15 protein-coding genes are annotated in these 23,066 nt (G+C 60.4%); 6 read left to right on the forward strand and 9 right to left on the reverse strand.

The genetic code is table 11. The annotated features are described in order from the left end of the window. Positions 1–3: 3 nt before the first annotated feature. Positions 4–762, forward strand: coding sequence for a FadR/GntR family transcriptional regulator (locus ACST81_RS20890; protein ID WP_438750308.1), 759 nt, complete (start codon positions 4–6; stop codon positions 760–762). 89 nt (positions 763–851) lie between these two features. Here ACST81_RS20890 and ACST81_RS20895 read toward each other — a convergent pair whose 3' ends face one another. Further along, positions 852–2,039 carry a polysaccharide biosynthesis/export family protein gene (locus ACST81_RS20895; protein WP_438750310.1) on the reverse strand — a complete coding sequence of 396 codons (1,188 nt, stop codon included), beginning with the start codon at positions 2,037–2,039 and terminating at the stop codon, positions 852–854. A 412-nt stretch (positions 2,040–2,451) separates the two neighbouring features. Between ACST81_RS20895 and ACST81_RS20900 the strand changes: the two genes are divergently transcribed. The 5 genes from ACST81_RS20900 to ACST81_RS20920 all read left to right on the forward strand — a co-directional run bounded on the left by ACST81_RS20900 (position 2,452) and on the right by ACST81_RS20920 (position 15,452). Continuing rightward, positions 2,452–10,050: a type I polyketide synthase gene (locus ACST81_RS20900; RefSeq protein WP_438750311.1), complete on the forward strand. Its 7,599-nt coding sequence runs from the start codon at positions 2,452–2,454 to the stop codon at positions 10,048–10,050. Further along, positions 10,047–11,462 carry an aminotransferase class I/II-fold pyridoxal phosphate-dependent enzyme gene (locus tag ACST81_RS20905; protein WP_438750313.1) on the forward strand — a complete coding sequence of 472 codons (1,416 nt, stop codon included), beginning with the start codon at positions 10,047–10,049 and terminating at the stop codon, positions 11,460–11,462. The genes ACST81_RS20900 and ACST81_RS20905 overlap by 4 nt, the downstream gene beginning before the upstream one ends. 55 nt (positions 11,463–11,517) lie before the next feature. Next, positions 11,518–12,318 (forward strand): SDR family oxidoreductase, encoded by an 801-nt coding sequence (locus tag ACST81_RS20910; protein ID WP_438750315.1) that lies wholly within the window; start codon positions 11,518–11,520, stop codon positions 12,316–12,318. Positions 12,319–12,547: 229 nt separating this feature from the next. After that, a complete protein-coding gene (locus tag ACST81_RS20915; RefSeq protein WP_438750317.1) occupies positions 12,548–14,128 on the forward strand; it encodes an LTA synthase family protein in 1,581 nt (526 codons plus the stop codon). Further along, complete coding sequence (locus tag ACST81_RS20920) at positions 14,115–15,452, forward strand: capsule biosynthesis protein (RefSeq protein ID WP_438753733.1); 1,338 nt, start codon at positions 14,115–14,117, stop codon at positions 15,450–15,452. Before ACST81_RS20915 ends, ACST81_RS20920 begins: the two co-directional genes overlap by 14 nt. Here ACST81_RS20920 and ACST81_RS20925 read toward each other — a convergent pair. From ACST81_RS20925 to ACST81_RS20960, 8 genes are all read right to left on the reverse strand, one after another. Further along, positions 15,433–16,149, reverse strand: a complete 717-nt coding sequence (locus ACST81_RS20925; protein WP_438750319.1) for an acyltransferase — start codon at positions 16,147–16,149, stop codon at positions 15,433–15,435. The genes ACST81_RS20920 and ACST81_RS20925 overlap by 20 nt on opposite strands. A gap of 126 nt (positions 16,150–16,275) precedes the next feature. Next, complete coding sequence (locus tag ACST81_RS20930; protein ID WP_438750321.1) at positions 16,276–17,637, reverse strand: RkpR, polysaccharide export protein; 1,362 nt, start codon at positions 17,635–17,637, stop codon at positions 16,276–16,278. Then, positions 17,637–18,296, reverse strand: a complete 660-nt coding sequence (locus tag ACST81_RS20935; protein WP_438750322.1) for an ABC transporter ATP-binding protein — start codon at positions 18,294–18,296, stop codon at positions 17,637–17,639. The genes ACST81_RS20930 and ACST81_RS20935 overlap by 1 nt, the downstream gene beginning before the upstream one ends. Further along, a complete protein-coding gene (locus ACST81_RS20940) occupies positions 18,293–19,063 on the reverse strand; it encodes an ABC transporter permease (protein ID WP_438753735.1) in 771 nt (256 codons plus the stop codon). Before ACST81_RS20940 ends, ACST81_RS20935 begins: the two co-directional genes overlap by 4 nt. A 149-nt stretch (positions 19,064–19,212) precedes the next feature. After that, positions 19,213–20,526 (reverse strand): capsular polysaccharide export protein, LipB/KpsS family, encoded by a 1,314-nt coding sequence (locus ACST81_RS20945; RefSeq protein ID WP_438750324.1) that lies wholly within the window; start codon positions 20,524–20,526, stop codon positions 19,213–19,215. An 80-nt stretch (positions 20,527–20,606) separates the two neighbouring features. Next, positions 20,607–21,617, reverse strand: coding sequence for a KpsF/GutQ family sugar-phosphate isomerase (locus ACST81_RS20950; RefSeq protein ID WP_438753737.1), 1,011 nt, complete (start codon positions 21,615–21,617; stop codon positions 20,607–20,609). Positions 21,618–21,759: 142 nt separating this feature from the next. Further along, positions 21,760–22,224 (reverse strand): RrF2 family transcriptional regulator, encoded by a 465-nt coding sequence (locus tag ACST81_RS20955; RefSeq protein WP_438750326.1) that lies wholly within the window; start codon positions 22,222–22,224, stop codon positions 21,760–21,762. A 149-nt stretch (positions 22,225–22,373) separates the two neighbouring features. Further along, positions 22,374–22,604, reverse strand: coding sequence for a hypothetical protein (locus ACST81_RS20960; RefSeq protein ID WP_438750329.1), 231 nt, complete (start codon positions 22,602–22,604; stop codon positions 22,374–22,376). Positions 22,605–23,066: the final 462 nt, after the last annotated feature.

A 23,066-nucleotide genomic window follows, 5' to 3' on the forward strand; every position in this document is an offset into this window, starting at 1 on the left:
AGAATGGCGCAAGATGCCCCCTCAATCGGAGAGCCCGGCGCAAACGCCAAGCCAGAGCGCGGCAAGTCGGTCAGGCTTGTCGATCGCGTCTTCGACCAGTTGAAAGAGCGCATCCGCTCGGGCAACTATCCTCCGGATTCCCGCCTTCCGGGCGAGCATGAACTGGCCTCGATCATGGGCGTCTCGCGACCGATCGTTCGCGATGCGCTTGGCCGGCTGCGTGAAGAAGGCATGGTCTATTCCCGCCAGGGCGCCGGCACCTTTGTGAGTGCCCAGGCGTCGCCGGCAACGCATCTGGCCTATTCGCCGGTCAAGACCATCGCCGATATCCAGCGTTGCTACGAATTCCGACTGACGATCGAGCCAGCCGCCGCCTTCTTCGCGGCGCAACGGCGTGACGAGGCCGCCATCCAGAAGATCGCCACCGCCCTTGCCGATCTGCGCGAGGCAACCAGCCACCAGCTCCATCGCACTGATGCCGACTTCGTTTTCCATCGCTGCGTCACCGAAGCGGCGAACAATCACTATTACACGGCCTCGATCGACGCGCTGAAGCCGCATATCGCCGTCGGCATGCATTTGCATGGCCTCTCCTTGATGGGGCCGCGGCTTGGGCTGGAGCGGGTGTTCGACGAGCACAATGCCATCTACCGGGCAATCGCCGACGGTCGGGCGGAGGATGCACAGAAGGCCATGCGACTGCATCTCGAGGGTTCACGCAACCGCCTGTTTGAAGATCGCGTCCTCGACCTTTCCTTTTAATTCCGGTTTGGACCCAACAAAAAAGCCAGCACCCGATGAGTGCTGGCTTTTGAATGCGTGTCTCGCGCCAGCCCGAAGCTGTCGAACGATCAGTCGCCGAGACGTTCCACGTTGCGGACCGCGCTCGTCGCGCCGCTTGCCAAGCCGATGGGTCGGGCGACGATCGACAGGAACTTGGCGAAATCGACGGACGGATGGCGCGATGCATAGATCACGTCGCGGCTCTTGACCGGGAATGTCTGTCCGACAATCAGGCTGTCCGGCCGGCTCATGTCGAGACGGTAGACGATCGGGTAGCGACCCTGGCTGTCCGGCGCCATGCCCTTGTTCAGCATGGCGTTGAAGCGCTCGCGGCCAAGCAGGCTTGAAACAACGTCGGCTTCTTCGTAGCGGAAAATGAAATAACCCTTGGCATCGACGGCATTGTCGTCGCCGCCACCGGCCAGCGCCACGGCTTCCAGAATGTTCAGGTCGTTGGCGCCGAATTCGACGCGCTTGTTGATCCGGGTCGAGCCGAGAACGGTGAAAGTGCGCGGGTCACGGGTCACGAAAACCTGGTCGCCCGGCAGAACGCGGACGTTTTCCGACGGATTTTCGATGATCGACTTCAACAGCGCGGTGCCGGTCTTCTTGCCGCGAACCAGGGTAACGTAGGTTTCATACGGCTGGGCGGTCGGGCCGCCGGCCTTGGCGATGACTTCGTTGATCGTCTCGCTGACCAGGCTGAGCGGCACGACGGCAGAATGGCCGACCGCCCCCGAAACGGTGACATTGCGCGATGCGGTTGCCATGCTGGTGACGATGACGTCCGGTTCGACAGCCTTCTTGACCAGTGCGTCGAGAATGGTCTGGCGCGCCTGTTCGAGCGTCTTGCCGGCGAACTGTACCAGACCAACATAAGGAATGGACGCCATGCCGTTCGGCTGGACCACGAGGTCGAGATTGGTCTGCTTGGATTCCGTCGTGGAAAACAAACCGTCGCTGCCGGCTTCGAAGATGGTGATCTTCAACTGGTCGCCGACGCCGATGACCACGCGCCCGACACCGCCACCAATACCGAATCGCCTGTTCATTGCCGTTGCGACATATTCCGACACCAGACGCGCCGAACGCGCATCGACGTCTATAATGTCATAGGCAGCCGTGTTCGTCCGGCCAAGCTCCTTACCTGAAAGGCCAGCATCCTTGATAATTTCAGAAGAAACAGGGCCTTCGCCCGGAACTGCCTGACATCCCGTCAAGAGGGCACAAATCAGGATCGCATTCAAACGGTTCAATTAAAGCACTCCGAAATCGACTCCAAAATGGCATTCGAGATACCATCGGCGCCGCTGCATTCTGATAACCGGAATTCCGATCGCCCCTTGAAAAGCACAATCATTGTCCCACAACAAGCCATTCCAGGACACAGCCGCCGAAATAATTCGCGGTGCGCCTTTCCGGCAATAGGTTCTCCACAACGGTTACGGCATGTCTCCATAAGTGTGTTGGACGCCCATACGCCAAGTGTATGTTCGCACAATAGGGTTGAAAGCTAGTGAACATGGGTTAAAAGGACGCTAATATAGCTGGCGTCGAAAGGATGACGATCCGCTCCCGCGGGTCCGAAGGGAAGTTCCGATTGCTTTTTCGCGTTTCAAGTGTAAGCAGCTAAAACAACTCACAGCAGTTTAGAGCGTTCGATAAAATATGACAGTTGAAATCATAGGGCGCGCATGTCTCGCCCCGGGAGCCAATTCGCCTCAGGCGTTGTTTCGCATCCTGCGCCAAGGCAAATGCACCGTCACACGCATACCTTCCGACCGCTGGGATCTTGCTCGCTTCTGGCATCCTGTCATTGGCAATCCGGGCAAGACCTATTCGTTTGCGGCCGGCGTACTCGACAGCGTCTATGATTTTGATCCGGCTGCCTTCGGCATGTCGCAGCGCGAAGCCATGTATATGGATCCGCAGCAGCGCGTCCTGTTGCAGCTCGCGTGGCGCGCGCTCGAGGACGCGAACATTTCCGTCCCATCGCTGCATGGCGAAAATGTCGGCGTCTACATCGGCGCGTCGAGCCTCGACCATGCCAACCTGACAGTCGAGGACCCGGCCGCCGCCGGTCCCTACTTCATGACCGGCAATACGCTGTCGATCGTTTCGAACCGTATTTCGCATATTTTCGGCCTCAGCGGCCCCAGCATGACGGTCGATACCGCCTGTTCCTCGTCGCTAGTCGCCCTCGACCAGGCGATGCGGGCGCTGAATGACGGGGAAATCGACACGGCCATCGTCGGCGGCGTCAATATCCTCGCGCATCCGCTGCCTTTCGTCGGCTTCGCACAGGCCCGCATGCTGTCGCCTGAAGGCCTCTGCCGCGCCTACGACAATGACGGCGGCGGCTATGTGCGTGCCGAAGGCGGCGTCGTTTTCGTCTTGCGCCGCTCCGACCGTGCCAAGCAGGAAAAAGACCGCAGCTACGCCAAGATCATCGCGACCGGCGTTAATTCCGCCGGTCGTACCAACGGTATTTCACTGCCGTCGCGCGAAGCGCAGGCCAACCTGCTGCGCGCGATCTATCAGGGCAACAACATCGATTCCAACCAGGTCGCCTTCGTCGAAGGCCATGGTACCGGCACCAAGGTGGGCGACCCCGCCGAAGTCTGGTCGATCGGCACCGTCATCGGCGCCAACCGCCGCGCGCCCGTACCGATCGGCTCGATCAAGTCGAACATCGGCCATACCGAGCCGGCGTCCGGCCTGTTCGGGATGCTCAAGGCCGTCATGGCGCTTGAGAATAACTATCTGCCCGCCTCGCTGCATTTCGATACGCCGAACGAAAATATCGATTTTGACGGTCTGAACGTCCGCGTCACGGCCAACCCGATCGAGCTTCTGCGCGGCAAGCGCGCCCGCCTCGCCGGCATCAACTCCTTCGGCTTTGGCGGCGCCAATGCCCACGTCGTCATCAGCGATCCGGATCCGGTTCAGGACGAGCGCCACCGCAACAACGCCACCGGCCATGTCTTCATGGCGAGCGCCCACACCGCCAACAGCCTCGAAGACCTGCTGAAGTCGTACAAATCGGCCTTCGCCAAGGCCTCGAAGGAAGAGGCACGCTCCATCATTGCCGCTTCCGGCGCCAATCGCACGCAGATGCGCCATCGCTTCGCCGCGCGCAGCGATCATCCCGAAGACATCATCCGTGCCATCGCCAGCCATCTGGAAAAGCCGGCTTCTGACATCGGGGAAGCCGGTGAAGCTGTCACCAAGGATGCGAAAGTCGCCTTCGTCTTCTCCGGCAACGGCTCACAGTGGGCCGGCATGGGCGTCGAGGCTTTCCGTGAAAACCTGCATTTCCGGCAGTGCTTCACCTCCGTCAGTGCGCTGTTCAAATTCCACTCGGACATCGTCCTCACCGATCTGTTGACCGATCCGGATCTCGACAAGAAACTGTCCGACACCAAGGTCGCCCAGCCACTGCTGTTCGCGGTTCAGGCGGCACTGTCGGATTCGCTCGTTGCCATGGGCATCAAGCCGACCGCCGTCTTCGGCCATTCCGTCGGCGAAATCGCCGCCGCCTATGCGGCCGGCACGCTGTCGCTGGTCGATGCCGTCTCGATCGTCGCCAAGCGCTCGCTGCATCAGGACCTTCTGGCCGGCCAGGGCACGATGGCAGCCGTCATGCTCGGCGAAGATGCCGCAAACGCCTTTGCCAAGACCCGTGGCCTCGAGCATGTCTGCGTCGCCGCCATCAACGCGCACAATTCGGTGACGATTTCGGGTCCCGCCCACGAAGTGTCCGCCTATCGCGACGCCGCCCGCAAGGCGAAGATCCCGGTCCAGATTCTCGACATCAACTATCCGTTCCACCACCCGATCATCGATCAGGCGAAAAAGGCCTTCCTCGGAGACATCCCGGATATCGCGCCGCGCAAGTCGGAACTCGCCTATCTGTCAACCGTCACCGGCTCGCGGCTGGACGGCACGCAACTGGATCCGGACTACTGGTGGAAGAACGTGCGCGAACCGGTGCGCTTCCAAGCCGCGACCGAAGCCGCCATCGAACTCGGCTGCAGCCTATTCATCGAAATCTCGCCGCGCCCGATCCTCTCGTCCTACTTGAAGGAAACAGTCAAGCAGGCGTCGATCCCCGGCATGGTCGTGCCGACCCTTCTGCGCGACCCCGGCGAAAAAGGCCAGGATCCGATCTCGCGCGCCATGGCGCGAGCAATCTCCCACGGCGCCGCCTTCGACGAGGCCCGCCTGTTCGGCAAGCGCAATGCCTTTGTCCGCCTGCCCAACCTGCCATTCGAACTGACCGAACTGCGTCCGGCATCGACCAGCGATGCGACCGATCTGTTCGGCCGCGGCTCCAAGGTCCCCTACACGCTTGCAGGCTGGCGCGCCGACCTCAACAGCGGCAGCTGGAAGAACCATGTCGATGCCCATCTGTTTCCGGACTTGGCGGAGCATATCGTCGATGGCAAGGCCATCCTGCCGGGAAGCGGTTTCATCGAAATCGCCATTTCCGCCGCGCAGCAATTCTACGGCACGCCGGTAGTCGATATCACCAACCTGGAAATCGTCCGGCCGCTGGAACTCGCCGACAACCGGATGATGGAACTGTCGACCGTGCTCTCGCCGGAAACCGGGGATATCGAAATCCGTTCGCGCGAACGCCTGTCGGAAGACGATTGGGCCGTGCATGCCGTGGCCCGCAGCCGCAAGCCGATCCCGGTAAATACGGCCGTTTCCGCGAACCCGTTCGCCGGGATGGAAAAGACGGCGACGGTCACGCCGGCCAAGGCCTACGAAACCGCCCGCCAGTTCGGCCTCGACTACGGCCCGCGCTTCCAGCTAATGGCGAAGGCCGTCTCCTATGGCGACCGGTTCATCGATGTCGAACTGAAGGAGCCGGAAGATGCCGGCAACCCGTTCGTGACATACAGCCTCAACCCGATTTCAGTGGATGCGACGTTCCACGGAATGGTGGCGCTGTTCGATCGCTTCACCGGCGAAGCCGGTGGTGCACCTTACATTCCGGTCCGTTTTGGTTCCGTTCGCATCAGCAATTCCGGTTTGACCGTCAAGCGCGCCGTGGTCGAAATCGAGCGCATCAGCGCCAACTCGATCAAGGCGAAGTTCCGCTTCTTCAGCGCCGATGGCGAACTCATCGCCGCGTTCGACGATTGCCGTTTCCGCCGGACCTACCTGCGTCAGCACAAGACGCTCGACATGCTGTCCTTCCACTACGAGGCAATCCCGTCGGATCGCGCCGCGCCGCTTTCAGCCGCGGTCTCTTCGACCGCCTTGCCGCTGCCGCTGGTCGCTGCCACCGACGATACCGGCATCGACAATACGACGCTTCTCTTCAATGCCGCGATCTACCGTGCCTGCCATGAGATAGCGCTGAAGCTCGGCAAGGGGACGGCGAAGATCGACACGCGCTCGCTTCCCGGCGACTTTGCCTTCCGTTGCTTCCTGGCGAACTGCCTCTATGTCCTGGAAGATGCCGGCCTGTGCGAGCACAAGGGCGGAAGCTGGAAGATCGCGACCGAGTTCTCGCTGCCGCCGGTCGGCGACATCCTGAAGGAACTCTATGGTGAGTGCTCCGAGCGCGCCGTCGAAGCCGTGCTGATCAACAATTCCTATGCGGAAGCGCTTGATCGCATCGACAGCCTGTTTGCCGCCGAGATTTCCGGTATCGAACCCGAGGTGGGCACCAAGCCGCAGGGCTTCATCAGCGATGCGACGCTGGATCACCAGACGGTACACTCGGAATCCACCCGCCAGCGGATGGAACTGGTTCTCGACGCCGTCGAAAAGGCGTTGGAAAGTGAAAACGGCAAGCGGGATCTCAGGATTGTCGAGGCCGGTACCGTTTCCGCCGGATTCACCAGCCGCCTGGCGACCCTGGCGACGAAATATGACGCCAGCCTGATCGTTGTCGAGCCGCGTGAAAATGCGCAGCGCAACCTCGAAATCGCCTTCGAGGAACACGCCCATGTGCGGGTCCTCAAGAAGGACGCCTTTGGCAGCCTTCCGGCTTTCGATCTCGCCGTCAGCGCATCGGACACACTCTTCCAGTTGGTCGACGAGGATGCGGCGATCCGCAACGCGATACGGACCAGCCTTGGCGAAAACGGCGCACTGGTCGCCGCGACCAATGCGCCGACCGTGTTCAGCGATTTCACCTTCGGGCTGACCGAAGGCTGGTTCGCTCGCAGCCAGGCCATCGATTTCCCGATCGGAAAGCTCGCCACCGTCACCCAGTGGCAGAAGTGCCTGGGCGACCTCGGCCTGCGCAACGTCACGGTAGAGGATCGCGAGCTCTCGCATGGCAATATCATCGTCGTCGAAGCCCAGGGCGGGCGGCTGACCGAGGCCAAGCAGGCGGATGTTGCGCGGCCGCTCGATGTGGCGACGCCAGTCATCGTCCTGCATGAAGGCAGCGTCTCGGCCCTGCACAAGGGGCTGCCGTCGGGCAAGGACGCCATCCAGTCGCCTCTCGTTCCGGTTCAGGTGAGCGGCGATTTCGACATGGACAAGGCCAAGCTGGCGGAAGCCCTTCAGGGTCTTCACGACAAGCCGGTACGCGCCGTCTATCTGTCGGCGGCGACATTAAACGATCGTAGCGAGGATTCGGCTGTCCTGCAGAGCCGCGTCCTCTCACTCAGCGCCTTCGCCGAAGCCCTGCGCCAACATTATGCGGATGCCGAGCCAGCCGCCGAACAGCGCCCGCGCCTCGTTGTCGCGGCCCCCGGCGGTTCGCCGGTAACGGTGGCTTCGCGTTCGAAGGACGTGGCGGGCTCCAGTGTCAACAGCGGCCTCTGGGCTTTCACGCGCGTTCTCCAGAACGAGTACGATATCCTCGACATCCATTCGCTCGACCTGACCGGCCCGAAGGCCGATGCCGGCAGCCAGCTCGCCACGGCGATCGTCCTGCTTTCGGATGAGAGTGGCAACCGAGAATGGCTGCTGGACGGCAAGACGGGCATCCTGTCGGAAATCCGCGCCGTTCCGGGTCCGGTCAGCCAGGCGCTGCGCCGCACCTCCAGCTTCAAGGCAGCGACTATCCGCCAACGCGTCAGCTCGCAGGTTGGCAGCATTGCCTGGGAAGAATCAGACATCCCGCGGCCCGGCCCCGACGATGTCGTGGTCGCCGTTGCAGCGACCGGCCTCAACTTCCGCGATGTCATGTGGGCCATGGGCCTTCTGCCGGAAGAAGCGCTTGAAGACGGCTTTGCCGGCGCAACGATCGGCATGGAACTGTCCGGCCACGTCGTCGCCATCGGCAGCGGCGTCAAGGATCTGTCGGTCGGCGATGCCGTCATGGCAATCGGTCCCGCGGCGTTCTCGACCCACGCCGTCGTGTCCCGTTCAGGCGTCGCCCGTCTGCCGGAAACCGTCAGCCCGGTCGCGGCAGCAACCGTGCCGGTCGCCTTCCTCACCGCCTATTATGCGATGATGGAACTCGGCCGCATCCGTGCGGGTGAAACGATCCTGATCCATGGTGCAGCCGGCGGTGTCGGTCTTGCCGCCCTGCAGGTCGCCAAGCTTGCCGGTGCCAAGGTCATCGCCACGGCCGGCACGCGCGAGAAGCGTCGCTTCGTCAAGATGCTCGGCGCCGATCATGTCTTTGATTCGCGTTCGCTGGCCTTCGTCAACGACATCCTCGGCGTCACCGGCGGCGAAGGCGTGGACCTCGTCCTCAACTCGCTATTCTCCGAGGCGATGGAACAGAGCCTGTCGCTGGTCAAGCCGTTCGGCCGTTTCCTCGAACTCGGCAAGCGCGATTACTATGCCGACAGCAAGATCGGCCTGCGTCCGTTCCGCCGCAATATCAGCTATTTCGGCATCGATGCCGACCAGTTGCTGGTCAATGCGCCTGATCTGACGAAGCGGATCTTCACCGAGATCGGCGCCCTCTTCGAAGAAGGCAAGCTGGTGCCGCTGCCCTATCGCGCCTTCGGGTTCGACGAGATCGGCAACGCCTTCCGCCTGATGCAGAATGCCGGCCATATCGGCAAGATCGTCGTCCTGCCGCCTGTTTCCGGCCGCGACGAGGTTGCCAATCGCCCGGCCGGCCGCATGCAGATCGATAGCCACGGCGTGCATCTGGTCGTCGGCGGCATCGGCGGTTTCGGCCTTGCAGCCGCGAACTGGCTGGTCGACAAGGGCGCCCGCAACATCGCACTCTCGACCCGCCGCGGCGTCGCCGATAGCGAAACGCTGGAAGCGATCAAGCGCTGGGAAAGCAAGGGTGTTTCGGCAACGGTTCACGCCTGCGACATCACCGACGAAGCGGCAGCCGACAATCTGCTGCGGACGCTGCGCCAGATCGCACCGCTGAAGACCGTCGTTCACGCCGCCATGGTTCTCGACGACGCGCTGATCAACAATCTCAGCCGCGAGCGCAATCGTCCGGTCATCGACGTCAAGGCCAGGGGTGCCGCCGTTCTCGACAGGCTGACTCGTGCCGATACGCTGGAGCATTTCATCCTGTTTTCCTCGGCAACGACGCTCGTCGGCAATCCGGGACAGGCCAACTATGTTGCCGCGAACGGCTATCTCGAAGGTCTGGCCCGCACCCGCCGTCTGGAAGGCTTGCCCGGTCTTGCCATCGGCTTCGGCGCCATTGCCGACAAGGGCTATCTGGCCCAGAATACGGACGTCAATGACCTGCTCTCCAAGCGCATCGGCAAGACCGCGCTAAAGGCGCAGTCGGCCCTTAATCAGGTCGAAAGTTATATTCGCTCCGATCCGGGCACGGTCGATGCGGCCGTGGCGATGATCTCCGAGCTCGACTGGGCCGCCGCACGCAACCTGCCGGTCGTTCGCAACGCCCTGTTTGAAGTCATCCTGCGCACGGCCGACCAGCATTCGTCGGGCAGCGATGGCAAGACGATGGATCTGGTGGCGATGATCGAAGGAAAATCGGCGCAGGAAGCCGAGGACATCCTTTACGATCTGGTTGCCGGCGAAATCGCCGCCATCCTGCGCGTCTCCAAAGATACGATCTCGCGCAACAAGATTCTGAAGGAAATCGGTCTCGACAGTCTAATGGCCGTGGAACTCGGGATCAGCTTCCAGCAGAATACCGGCTTCGACATGCCGCTCAGCGGTGTCGCCGACAATACCACTGTTGGCGATGTGGCCCGCAAGCTGTACGACAAGGTCAGCAAGCGCGACAACGGCAGCGAGGAAGACAGCGAGCCAGCCGACAACAAGATCGTCAACGAGCTCACGCAGCGCCATACGGGCAACGGAGCCGGAAACGATACGGAGAAGGCAGTCAGTCAATGAGCAAGAACGAGGAACGTCAAACCGCTTCGAAGATGAACAGCAGCCTGAAGGAAAACCTGCTGGACCGGATGCGCAATGCGCACCAGTCTTCCGAACGAAACCGCATGGCGCGCTCCGAGCGCGACGTTCCTCCGCCTGTTCGCCGCAAGCAGACCCGTTTCGAGGACCTGCCGGAATACAAGCAGGTTCTGACTCAGAAAGTGGCGAGCGAGCAGCTCGGCATCGACAATCCATTCTACCGGGCGCACCAGACGGCGGCCGGCGCGACGACCGTCATTGACGGCCGCAAGCTGATCAATTTCGCGTCCTATGACTATCTCGGACTGAACCGTCACCCACATGTGCTGTCGAACGCGCGCGATGCTATCGGCACGTTCGGCATCTCCGCCTCCGCCAGCCGTCTCGTCGCTGGCGAACGTCCGGCCCATGCCGAACTCGAGGAGCGCATCGCCTCCTTCTACGGCGTCGATGCCGCCGTCTGCTTCGTCAGCGGTTATCTCACCAATGTCGCGGCGATCAGCTGCCTGATGGGCCCGAAGGATCTCGTCGTCCACGACGAGTTCATCCACAACAGCGCGCTGGCCGGCATCAAGCTGTCCGGCGCGACGCGGCGCCTGTTCAAGCACAATGATGCCAACGACCTGGAGCATGTGCTGCGCACGGTTGCCGGCGACTATCGCCGCATTCTGGTGATCGTCGAAGGTGTCTATTCGATGGATGGCGACATCGCCAACCTGCCGGGAATCATGAAGCTGAAGGCCGAATACGGCTTCTGGCTGATGGTCGATGAAGCGCATTCTCTCGGCATTCTCGGCAAGCACGGCCGCGGCACGTTCGAACATTTCGGCATCGACCCGCGTCAGGTCGATATCTGGATGGGCACGCTGTCCAAGACCACGTCGAGTTGCGGCGGCTATATCGCCGGCAGCGCGGCACTTGCCGCCGTCCTCAAGGCGACCGCCGGCGGCTTCGTCTACAGCGTCGGCCTCGCGCCGGTTCTCACCGCATCGGCCATCGCCAGCCTCGACATCCTTGAAAGCGAGCCCGAGCGCGTTGCCGCGCTGAAGCGCAATGGCGCCTTGTTCCTGAAGCTCGCCCAGGAGGCGGGTCTCGACACGGGCTTGAGCGCCGGTTTCTCGGTCGTCCCCGTTCTGGTGGGCGATTCGTTGCGCGCCGTGCAACTCTCGAACGATCTCCTGACCGCAGGCATCAACGCCCTGCCGATCATCCATCCGGCGGTGCCGGAAGGCCTGGCGCGCCTGCGCTTCTTCATTACCAGCGAGCATACGGAAGAGCAGATCCGCCAGACCGTTGCCGTGACGGCGGAGAAGCTGAAGGACCTGACGGAGCGGAACTTCGGCCTCGCCTCGATCGACATCCAGCAGATGATGAAGATGCTGGCCTCCCGATAATCTGGCCGTCATCCGGCAGCCAGCCCCTTCCCATGAACCGGACCGGTCTTGCGGCATGACTCATGTGATCATTACGGGCGGCTCGAGCGGGATCGGACTGGCGCTGGCGCGGGTCTACACGAAGCGCGGTGTGCGGATTTCCCTTTTGGCCCGCACGCTTTCGGCCCTTGAGGCGGCTCAAGCCGAACTTGCTCGCGTAAACCCGGACGCCGCAATCCGGATCGAAAGCGCTGATGTGGCCGACGAAGTCCAGACCCTTGCCGCGATCCGCCGCTGCGAGGATGCCTTCGGTCCCTGCGATATCCTTGTTGCCTCGGCCGGTATCGTCGAGCCCGGCCTGTTCGAGACACTGTCATCGGACGCGTTCGAACGGCAGATGCGGACGAACCTGTCGGGCAGCGTCCATGCGGTGCGGGCCGTCTATGCGGGCATGAAAGAGCGCCGCTCGGGAAGGATCATGCTGGTCTCGTCCGGCGCCGGGCTGATCGGCATTTACGGCTATACCGCCTATTCCGCCTCGAAATTTGCCCTGCACGGATTTGCCGAGGCCCTGCGCTCCGAGGCAAAGCCGCATGGCGTCCGCGTCTCCGTCTGCTTTCCACCGGATACGGAAACGCCGCAATTCACCCGTGAGCTCGAACATCGTCCGCTCGAGGCGGCCGTCATCATGGGGAGTGTCGCCCCATGGGCGCCGTCCGCCGTTGCGGCCCGGATCGTCCGCGCCATCGACAAGGGATCGTTCGAGGTTTTCTTCGGGCCGTCGCTCGGTGCGCTCGGCCGTTTCGGCTCCACCGTGAAACCTTTCCTCAACTGGTGGTTCGATCGCGCCATCCTCAGGATCGGCCGCCGCCCCTGAATGGGCACAGTCTGTCTGTAACAGACCTCACGCCTCGATTCGCCGAGCCCTCGGCGACGATCGAAAACGCCTATCCACAGTGCTTGATGGGCCGACACGTTGCTCCGACAGAATCGCTTTCGGTCGGGGATGAAATACTCTAAGTGTCGTCTTGTCGCGACGATGGCAGACAGACCGGCGGCGGGTGAAAGAACATGAAGGTTTCCGTTTGGCGTTGACGTCGCTCCACATGCACGACCATCCCGTGGCGCTGACTTTATTCTGCTACGTGCTTGCCTGTTCCGTGATCCTGTTCACCGACAGGTTCGCGCTTCCCAAGCGCGAGCGCCGCCGCAACAGGCCGCCGGCCAGTATCAGCCGCGCGCTCATGGACATACTCGCGCGGCTTCCCATCATCGCTCTGGTCTTTGCCGGCTTTTTCGCCATTTCCTGGCGCCCGCTCTATGCCAGCGCCGGCACGATGAGCTTCTTCGTCATCTTTACCGGTATCTCGCGCGCCAAATACAAGTTCATCCGCGAGCCTTTGGTCTTCTCCGACATTGCCCTTGTCGCCGACGTCTTCAAATACAAGTCGATCTTCTATGCGAATTCGCTGAATATCGTCTTCTGGCTGGTCGCCTTCCTCTACGTGTTCGGGGTGTCCGCGCTCTACATGTATTTCGAACCGCATCTCCTGCCGGCGAGCAACAAGCTGTTCTGGATCACAGTGATGATCCTGATCGCCGATCTGCCGTGGATTCTTCTGTTCTACGGCCCGGTCAACAGGCCGGTGGCGGATCTGGCACAGCGCCTGGTCGGCAAGCCCAACGTCAAGGTCAGCACCTACCGTTTCGGCACCTTCGCCTCGGTCATCTATCATTTCATCATCTGGCTCGGCCGCCGTCGCGAACAGATCGTCGCCGACCTGTCGGAACGCCTGCTGGCCGCGGTGCAGGATCTGATCGGCCATGATGCCGAGAACAAGGCGCCGCTGGTCATCGTCTGGCAGTCGGAATCCTTCATCGACATGCGCAATTGCGGCGTCGACGGCATCGAACTGCCGACGATAGACCGGCTGCAGAATATGGCTGCGCAATGGGGGCGTCTCGCGACGGTCTTCGAAGGCGGTTATACGCTACGGACCGAATTCGCCGTGTTGAGCGGTCTTGTTCCCGACGATCTCCACATCGACGCCAGCTACCCCTATTTGCGGGCCAGCCACTATACGAACGTCGTCTGGCCAACGAAGCTGAAGAAGGCTGGGTGGAACACACATTTCATGCATCCCTACGACCGGACATTCTTCCTGCGCCATAAGGCGATGCCGCAACTTGGCTTCGAGAAGATGACCATGCTCGACGAGTTCGATCATGATCCGATGTTCGACGGTCCATACGTCTCCGATTTCTCGCTGACCTACAAGGCCATCGACGAGCTGGACAATCAGACGGATGCCAAGGGCAGTTTCCTGTTTGTCGCCTCGATGGCCAATCATGGCCCGTGGGAGCCCGGGCGCGTCGAGGGGCTGACCGATCCGGTCGAAATATACCTCGATATCCTGCAGCAGTCCGACAAGGCCCTCGGCGAGTTGGTGGATCACTTGAACAAACTCGACCGACCGGTCTGGTTGTTGTTCTACGGCGACCATGCACCGCTGCTGAAATCCTTTGCCGACCCCTTCCCGGACCCGCGCACCGACTATTTCATCGTGCCGCTGGGCAACGCTCGCAAGTCGCATCACACACCGACGGCTCCGCGCAGCGAAGAGCCCTGGAAACTGTTGGAAGCGCTGCTCAAGCATGCCAACCTGCACAAGGATGATCTGCGCTAGTGCCGATGCGGATATCCGGGAGCCTGACGATGGTAGTGCAGCAGTGACGCCGCGTGTCTTTCTCTTCCTGCAGGGACCATCCTCGCCGATCTTCACCAAGATCGCCGATCGCCTTGAGGCACTTGGCCACCTCTGCCTCAGGATCAATCTCAATCCCGGTGACCAGATCTTCTGGCGGCGCCGGGGCGGGCATAATTATCGTGGGCGCGGTGGCGATGCCTGGCGGACCTATCTCGCCGTCTTCATGGACGAGCATGCCGTCACAGACCTGGTGCTTCTGGGCGAGGAGCGCGACTACCACCGCGTGGCGGTCGAGATCGCGAAGACCCGCAGTCTCGACATCTTTGTAATCGAGATGGGTTATCTGCGCCCAGACTGGTTGACGCTGGAACGTGGTGGCATGTCATCCAACTCGCATTTCCCGGCCGATCCCAACGTCATCATCGAGGCCGCGCGTGCCTTGCCGGAGCCGTGCTGGAAGCGGCGTCATACGCAGAGCTTCGTTGCCGAAGCTGCCTACGACCTGCTCTACAATCTGCCCAATGTCTTCCTGTGGTTTCTCTTTCCCCATTATCGGCGGCATGCGCTCTTTCATCCGCTGGCGGAATATGCCGGCTGGGTGATGCGGCTGGCGGGCAATAGCAAGCGCAAGCAAATGGCGGGTTCGATCATCGAAGCGCTCACCGTCGACGGCACACCCTTCTTCGTCTATCCGTTACAGCTCCAGACGGATTTTCAGCTGCGCGCGCACTCGCCTTACAACGACCAGCGTGAAGCAATCGATGCGGTGCTCTCCTCCTTTGCCGCGCATGCGCCAAAGGCGTCCCGACTGGTCATCAAGATCCATCCGCTCGACAACGGGCTGATCGGCTGGCAACGCTATGTCACCGATCTGGCAGACCGGCTCGGAGTGATGGAGCGCGTGACGTTTCTCGATGGTGGCGATCTCAACGTCCTGCTTGCCAAGGCGGAGGGAACGGTAACGGTCAATTCCACCGTCGGGCTAAGCGCCTTGCAGAAGGGCAGGCCCGTCAAGGTCCTCGGAACCGCGATTTTTGACGTTATCGGGTTGAGCGACCAAGCCAGCCTCGACGCCTTCTGGCGCGCGCCGATGCGGCCCCAAGACGATCTTCGGGTCGCCTTCTTCCGCCTGCTCGCGGCAACGATCCAGGTGCGCGGCAATTTCTACTCAGCTGGCGGGACCGATGCCGGGGCAGATGCGATCGCCCAGCGGCTGCATGAACGATCGGTCAATCAGCCAGGCGCCTTCATCGATCCGCCGCCGCGCCAAAAGCCCCCGAAGATCAATCGTCGTCATCGTTGATCGGCTCAGAAGTCCGCCATTCTTCCATTTCCTCTTTCGAAAACAGGCGGAAACGACGACGGTTCCAGGTGATGCCGCGCTTTACGACAACCGCGGGCGTTCCGGCCAGAACCACGCCGCTTTCCTTGAAGGTCTTGTTGACGAAAGATTTGGCACCGACGACGCAATCGTCCGGAAGCACCGTCCCCTTGTTGAGAATGGAGCCCACTCCAACCCAGACATGGTCGCCGACAACAACAGATTTCGGACGGTTCAGACGGCGGCCATCGCTCTTGCGGATCAGCGAGTGGGCGTCGCTCGTGCGAATTTCGATCCCGCGCGAAAACATGCACCAGCGGCCAACGGTGACATTGCCGCGTTCCTGGCTGAGGACATAAACGGACTCGAAGGTCGTCCCTTCGCCGATCGACACTGTCTGATCGGTTCCCTTGATCATGAACTCGCCGCAAAGTCGGCAATTTTCACCGATGATGAGACGATTTCCTTGGCCTCGGATGGTGATATGCCCGGTGAAAGATGAGGATTTTGGCAGTTCGACACTGTGTCCAGTGCCAAAAAGCCGGATGGTCGCGATCAGGCGCCCCTTGGCATCAACCGTGTTGTTCCGCCCCCGGTCGATCATGGTGGCAAACGGATAGTAGAAACGGATCTTCGGCAGGGATTTGAAAAAACTGCCAATTCTCTCAAAGACATTCATTCTGAAAAACCGTGCACGCCCGTTCGAACCGAGCCCTCATAGACCATGAAGATGTGGGAAGAAAGTCGGGCTACCTGCCAAGCAACAGGACAAGGCCGATGGCCCTGCCCTGCGGTGCAAGCGAATTCAGGTCCGGTCACGAATGTTGTAATAACCCATGACGAAGACGGCCCAGGCAAAGAGCAGGCCGAGAGAAACCAGGAACGAATTGAGGAACCGGGTCGGGTACTGCGCCATCTCCGACAATGTCGGCTGGATGAAGACTGCCAGATAGCGTTGCTTGCTGCTGGCATCCAGGCGTGCCTTCTCCAGGCTTGCAAGAGATGCCGTATAGGCGCGTTCGGCAAATTCGCGTTCCGTTTCGAGCGCTTCGTACTTCTGGATCCGGCCGGCGACATCGCCCGTTGCCGATCCACGCGCCGACTTGTCGGAAACGTTGCCACTGCCCAGTCGCTGCCGTTCGGAGTCCAGCTGCTGCTCGACACTGGCGATGCGTGCTTTCAGCACGCGAACACGCGGCGTGTCCTCGCCCATTTGCGTAAGAGCGGTTGCCAGATCGGCGTTCATTTGAACCAGTTGCGCTTCCAGACCGCCGATCAGCTGGGCCGCGAGCTTCGCACCCTCGACCGGATCGACTTCCTGCGACATGTCGCGATAATCGCGCACGGCAACGCGGGCATTGGTAAGTCGCTCTTCCGCAACGCGCACTTCATCGCCAGCCGACGTCAGGACACCGCTGCGGGCCTCCGCCGAAAGGTTGTTGACGAGCTCATCGCACTTTTCGATCACGAACTGGGCGATCTCGCGGGATTGTTGCGGATCGAAAGCCTTGACCTGCAGCTGCATGATACCCGAGGCGTGGTCGTAATTCACGTCGACCATTTCGCGCCAGTATTCAAGCTTGTCCTCGACCGGCAGGCCGCCGGCCAAGCCATAGAAATAATCAAGCCCGCGCGCATGGTAGATCCCCTCCAGATCGAACTTCTTCTCGACCTCGGCCAGCATGCGCTCGCTGCGGATGAAGTCCATCAGGATATAGCTGTCGGACTGCGTGTTGCCAGTCGAAGCCTGGGTGAACATGCCAAGAATGTCCGATCCGCCGGAAGCCTCGATGCTGCGCACGGAGAAGGATGCCGTGCTGTGATACTGGTCTGCCGCCAGGAAGATCATGTAGATGGACGCAAGGGTGCCAGGAATGGCGACGAACAGGATGAAGCTGGCGATGATCATCGCATGGCGCAGGCGAAGCGAACCGATGCGGCCTCGCCTCTTGACTTCCTGCGTGATGATCGTGTGGATCTTGTTGCGGCCCGGCTTTACCTTGGCGATCGGCATCGCCTTGCTCGGAACCAGCAGACGATCGTCATTGCCCAACAGGCCTTCCAGGAGATGGACGCTTTTCGGCTTTACGACGTCCTTGCCCGTCAAACGGTCCGGGCCGATATCCGTCGCCGCGGCACTTGGAGCCGCATTCTTGATGACCGCCATTACCGTTCCTTCATATTCCTGTTGTGGGCGCCGATAGCGTCCTCAATATCATCATAATAGGTTAATTTGCCATTTTCCATAACCACCCCACAATCGCAATAATCGCGGATGGTTGTTGTACTGTGCGAAACCATAATGACGTCGGAGTCTTGTAGTCTGCTCTCAAAGACAACCTTGCATTTCTTCTTGAAATTCGCGTCGCCGACAGCAGTGATTTCATCGACGAGATAATAATCGAAATTCACGCCCATGCTTAAACCGAATGCGAGACGGGCTTTCATGCCGGATGAATATGTACCAACTGGCGCCTTGAAGAAAGGCCCCAATTCGGCAAATTCCTCGACGTACTGGATCAGTTCGCGCGTATCGACGCCGTAGATGCGGGCGACGAAGCGAACATTTTGCTCGCCGGTCATGGTCCCTTGGAAACTTCCCGAAAATCCCAACGGCCAGGAAATCTTCCCGTGACGGATGATCCGGCCGCTGTCCAGACGGATCGTGCCGGCGATCAGCCGTAGCAAGGTTGACTTGCCGGCACCGTTGCGTCCCAGAAGCCCGATGCTCTTACCCCGTTGCAATACAAGGGAAGCGCGCTCGATAATGGGCTTGTTGATGCCTTTGGTGCGCGCGAATTTCGTCGCCTGCTCAAGCCTGATCATTCGTTTCTCAACACAGCGGAAGAAGCGGAAAAAAGGACCATTCCAAAAAAGAATGTCAAAAATGCGAAAGTGTAGGCGTAGGATATATCCAGGCCGACAGCCCGGTACTCGTCATAAAACCCCGTACGGAAATGCATGGTCACGTGAATCAGCGGGTTATAGAAAATGATCTCTCTGTAAGGGTGGGGAATTGCGTCCGGCAGAAAGAATACGCCCGAGATCAGATAGAGCGGCCTGTTAACGATCCCGTAGACCTTTTCGTACAGTGGATATTTGATGAACAGCACATTATTGGACAGCCCCACGCCGAGACCGAGCATGCTGGCGATAAAGGCAGCTTCGACGATTGGCGGCCAGGAAAGCTCCGGTGGAAAGCGCATCGTACCGACGATCACGGACAGGACCACGGCGGCAACGGCGACGGTGGTGACCAACTGCAGGACATAACGCGCCACGATCGTGTCGATCGGCGCGACATTCGGATAACTCAAAAGCGATTTGTTCGCCCGTACGGCGCCGTTCAGGTACGTCGCCATCGCCTGATAGAACTGGAAGCCGATATAACCCGTTCCAAAGAACAAGGGAAAGCTGATGCCAAGGGCCGGCGCGCGTGCAATCGCCTGGAAGATGATCGTCAGCAGCGCGACATTCGCGGCGGGATCAAGGAGAGCCCAGATGTAACCGCCCGGTTTGCTGCCGAAACGGGCTTCCATTTCTCGGATGAGCAAGGCGGAAACGACCCGCGTATGGGTAACCACATGTTCCAAACAGGCTGCTTTCTCAAGTACCGAACGCCGCATCGCCGCTTCGGCGCGACGCACATGCGCCTTCCATAGACCAATCCGTGCAACACCGCCACTTTTGCGGCGGGCACCCTATCACGTTCATTTTCAAAAAGATCGTGCCGTCAGTATGGCTACTTGTCGAACGGGTAGAGAATTCGGCCGATCAATCTGAATTTCGGATTGGAAAGCTCGCGAAAGAACTGGATCGGATCCTCGCGATAGTTCTCTGCATCCCGCCCGTGGCCGATCCCGGCGATGAACGGCGAAACGATCGGCGTCAGCAGATGCCGCCAGCCAAGAACGCCGTAGGGGCCCCAGGCCTGCCATTTGGGACCGGACGCGCGATAGGGTTTGTCAGCAACATTCCCCCCGGCGAAATGGCGCCGGATGCCATCGACCGTTTCCTCGAAGGAAATGCTCCGGCCCGTTTCTGGCTCGAAATAGCGCGGATAGAGCAGGTATGCGCCGGCAAACAGTGCCGCGATCGACAGGTTTCGCCCCCGCCGCGGATTGGGCTGGCGGTCGTCCGTCAGGCCCCATCCGGCATAGAACGGGCAGCCTTGTGCCGTCACCTTCAGCCCGCGCAACAGCGCCTCGAAGCCCGCCAGCGAGGTGATCGTGTAGACATGGTCGACGGTCTCGAAGGCACGAGCCATCGGCAACGGCTCGGTCAATATCTGGCAGAGATGGCGGACATCCTGCGGATCGGACTGGGCCAGACGCACGCGGTTGAGGATATCGGGATGCGGCTTGTAGATGATCTGGGCGTCCGGATTTTCCGCCGCCGCCAGCCGCACCAGATCGTTGTTGGTCACCGCTGGCAGGCAGCCGAACTGGATCGAGGCATCATCCTCGACCTGGCCGATCACCAGCACGCGCTTGACCGTCTTCGGGCCATAGAGGCTGTCGATATCCGTCTTCATGTCGCTGTTGTACTTGCTGACCCCCGTCTCCAGCAGGAAGCGGATGCCTTCCGCGGCGCGGGCGAGAAGACGCGGATCATTATCGAAATCGTAGGTCGCAAGCAGGCGTTCGAGATCGGATGGCGTGCGGCAATCGAAGTAGGCCGTGCCAGTGTCGAAGGCAAGCGAGAGCGGCGGCGTCCGGCTGGCATTGGCCTCGACAGAACGAATGAAGCCATCCTCGATGAAGAAGACCGGGATGCCATTCTCTGCTGCGAAGGACCGCAACCCGTCCGGCGCCCTCAAGCTCCAGACGAAGATCTGCGGCTTGTCGGTCGCAAGGATCCGAGCCGCCCATTCCTCCTCGAATTCATTGTCTCGGGCATACATGGGCACGAAGACGAAGTCGCATTCCGGGAAATAGCGCTGGAAGACGGCCTGCTTCCAGCCGTGGATGTGAAACGCGAATGTAACGACTGGAGCGCCTGGCGCGCTTCGATCCGGAGTCGGGTGAGGAGAGTGCTGCTGTTCAGGCAATGGCATCCGCTCGCAAAATCCTTTCCCCCGTGCCCGCCGGCATCAATATGGCGGCGCGGAGGCGTCCTCCACGGCGCTATCGAAACTCAGGCAACGCCCGCGCGCAAGAGATCATGAATGTGCAGGATACCCGACGGGATGCCGGTTTCACCGACCAGGAACAGCACGGTCACCTTCTGCGCCTGCATCAGTTCCATCGCCGCGCTGGCAAGGATCGAACCCTTGATGACCCGCGGATTGTGCGACATGACCGTATCGACCGTTTCCAGCAGCAGGTCGCGCGACATGTGCCGGCGCAAGTCGCCGTCGGTGATGACACCGACCAGCTTGCCCGTCTCATCGGTCACGCCGAGGACACCGAACCCCTTGGACGACATCTGAATGACGGCATCGCCCATCGGGCTGCCGAGCGGCAGGAGCGGGACAGCCTCGCCATCATGCGCCAGTTCCTGCACCAGCAGCAACTGCGAGCCGAGCTTGCCGCCCGGATGGAAGGTCTTGAAATCCTGAGCCGAAAACCCGCGCCGTTCCAGAAGCGCGATTGCCAGCGCATCACCGACGGCCAGTTGCAGCATCGCCGAGGTGGTCGGCGCCAAGCCATGCGGGCAGGCTTCCTGGACCTTCGGCAGGGTGATGGCGACGGTCGAATTGCGCGCCAGCAGGCTTTCCGCGTTGGAGGTCAAGGAAACGATCGAAACATTGAACCGCTTGGCATAGGTCAGCATGTTGCCGAGTTCGACGGTTTCGCCGGACCAGGACAGGAGGATCAGCAGATCGTCCGAGGTGATCATGCCGAGGTCGCCGTGGCTTGCTTCCGTCGGATGGACGAAATAGGCGGAGGTACCGGTCGAGGCCATGGTCGCCGCGATCTTGCGGCCGATATGCCCGCTCTTGCCGACACCCGAAACCACCACGCGGCCACGGCTGCGGGCGATCAACGCGACGGCTTCGATCAGGCTGTGCGACAGCGCCGGGTCCGAGGCAAAGCTCGCGGCAAGCGTGTTGATCCCGTCGACAGCCGTTGTCATCGATCGTCCGATCGATTCAATCACAGCCTGATCTTCCGGGGTTTTCGTACCGACTTGCCTGAGACCCATCATATGCTCCAAGACCTTCATTGCGTGTCCGGTTATAGCCAGAGCGTTCTCAGATCAAATTAAAATGGCCAAATCACGCGATTTCCGCGCAATCGTTGCGGGAAAACGTCAGTTCACCGTGCTGCAACGTGCCAGCGACACCTTAGCTGGCGCGCTTTTCGGCGATTTCGTCATCCGAAAGCAGTGGCTTGCCCGGATTGTTGACGAAGGCTTCCAGCGTCATCGTGTCGAGAATATCGGCAATGGCGTCGCGAACGATCGTCATGGAATGGCGAACTTCGCAGGTCTCGGGATCATTGCAGTCGTCACAGACCTCATAGGCCGTGCGGCTCGCACAGCGGATCGGCGCGAGCGGGCCGTCGAGCGTACGCACGACCTGACCGATCCTGATCTCGGTTGCGGGGCGCGACAGGGAATAACCGCCACCGGGGCCTTTCTTGGAGCGAAGGATGCCGGCATTTCTCAGTTCCAGAAGGATCGTGTCGAGAAACTTTTTCGGAATATTGTTGCGGCTCGCAATTTCGGTGATGAAGGCCGTCTCGCCCGGATCGAGCCTGGCAAGATCAACCAGAGCCTTCAGTCCGTATTTTCCCTTTTTCGTCAGCATCGCAGTTCGCTCTTTCCACAGACCAGCGCTCAAATGGCTTCGATCTGCCGTGCCATCCCATCAAACCGGCATATCACAAGAGAAGCCTTGCCAGTATACCGATTTAGTCAAAAGATGGCCAAACTGCGGTTTTCACGCATCTTTATGGTTTACGCGACGGCGTACACCGCGGAAGTGTCAGCGGATCGCAACACTGGCTGCCTGTTGCCCTGTCCGGTCATCAATTGCCTGACCGCCGTGCGCGCCTCGTCCGCCGAGCGGAAGTACCGCGAATCGAGATCCCAGACGTGATACTTGACTGCGACGAACTTCATGCCGCCCGCATCCGGGACGACGACACCGACAGCTTCTCCGCCAAATTCTATAACCTGCTTGTTCATGGAAAACGCTCCTTCCACGCCCGGGCGCGGATCATTCTCAATCGTGCAAAATTCAAGGAAAGGACTGGTCTTGAGTCACATTCGCGAAATGACGCGGATGCAAAGGTCTTTCGTTGCGCGACAATAGGAACGCGAGCCGCAAAGAGTGGCGACGTGATGATTGGCAAACATGGCACTCTCCTTTGGCATTGACCGGAGGGTTCACCCTGGGTCGGTTACAGACGTCCGCCGGACACTTCTCATCTGCGGATGATCAATAATTACAATAGACTACAAATCCAGTCAACTAAAATTGGACTACGTTGAAAAATAATTCCACATATTACGCAGCAATAGCGATTGGAGGGATATCGTTTTCAACTCCGCCGCAAAATTGGAATGTCGATCTAGTGCTGGAACAATTTCTCAACATTCCACAATGATATGTAGGTCCCGCATGGGACAAAAAAAGGGCAGCCGAGG

The sequence above is a fragment of the Pararhizobium sp. O133 genome, from assembly GCF_051669845.1.
GTDB lineage: Bacteria > Pseudomonadota > Alphaproteobacteria > Rhizobiales > Rhizobiaceae > Pararhizobium.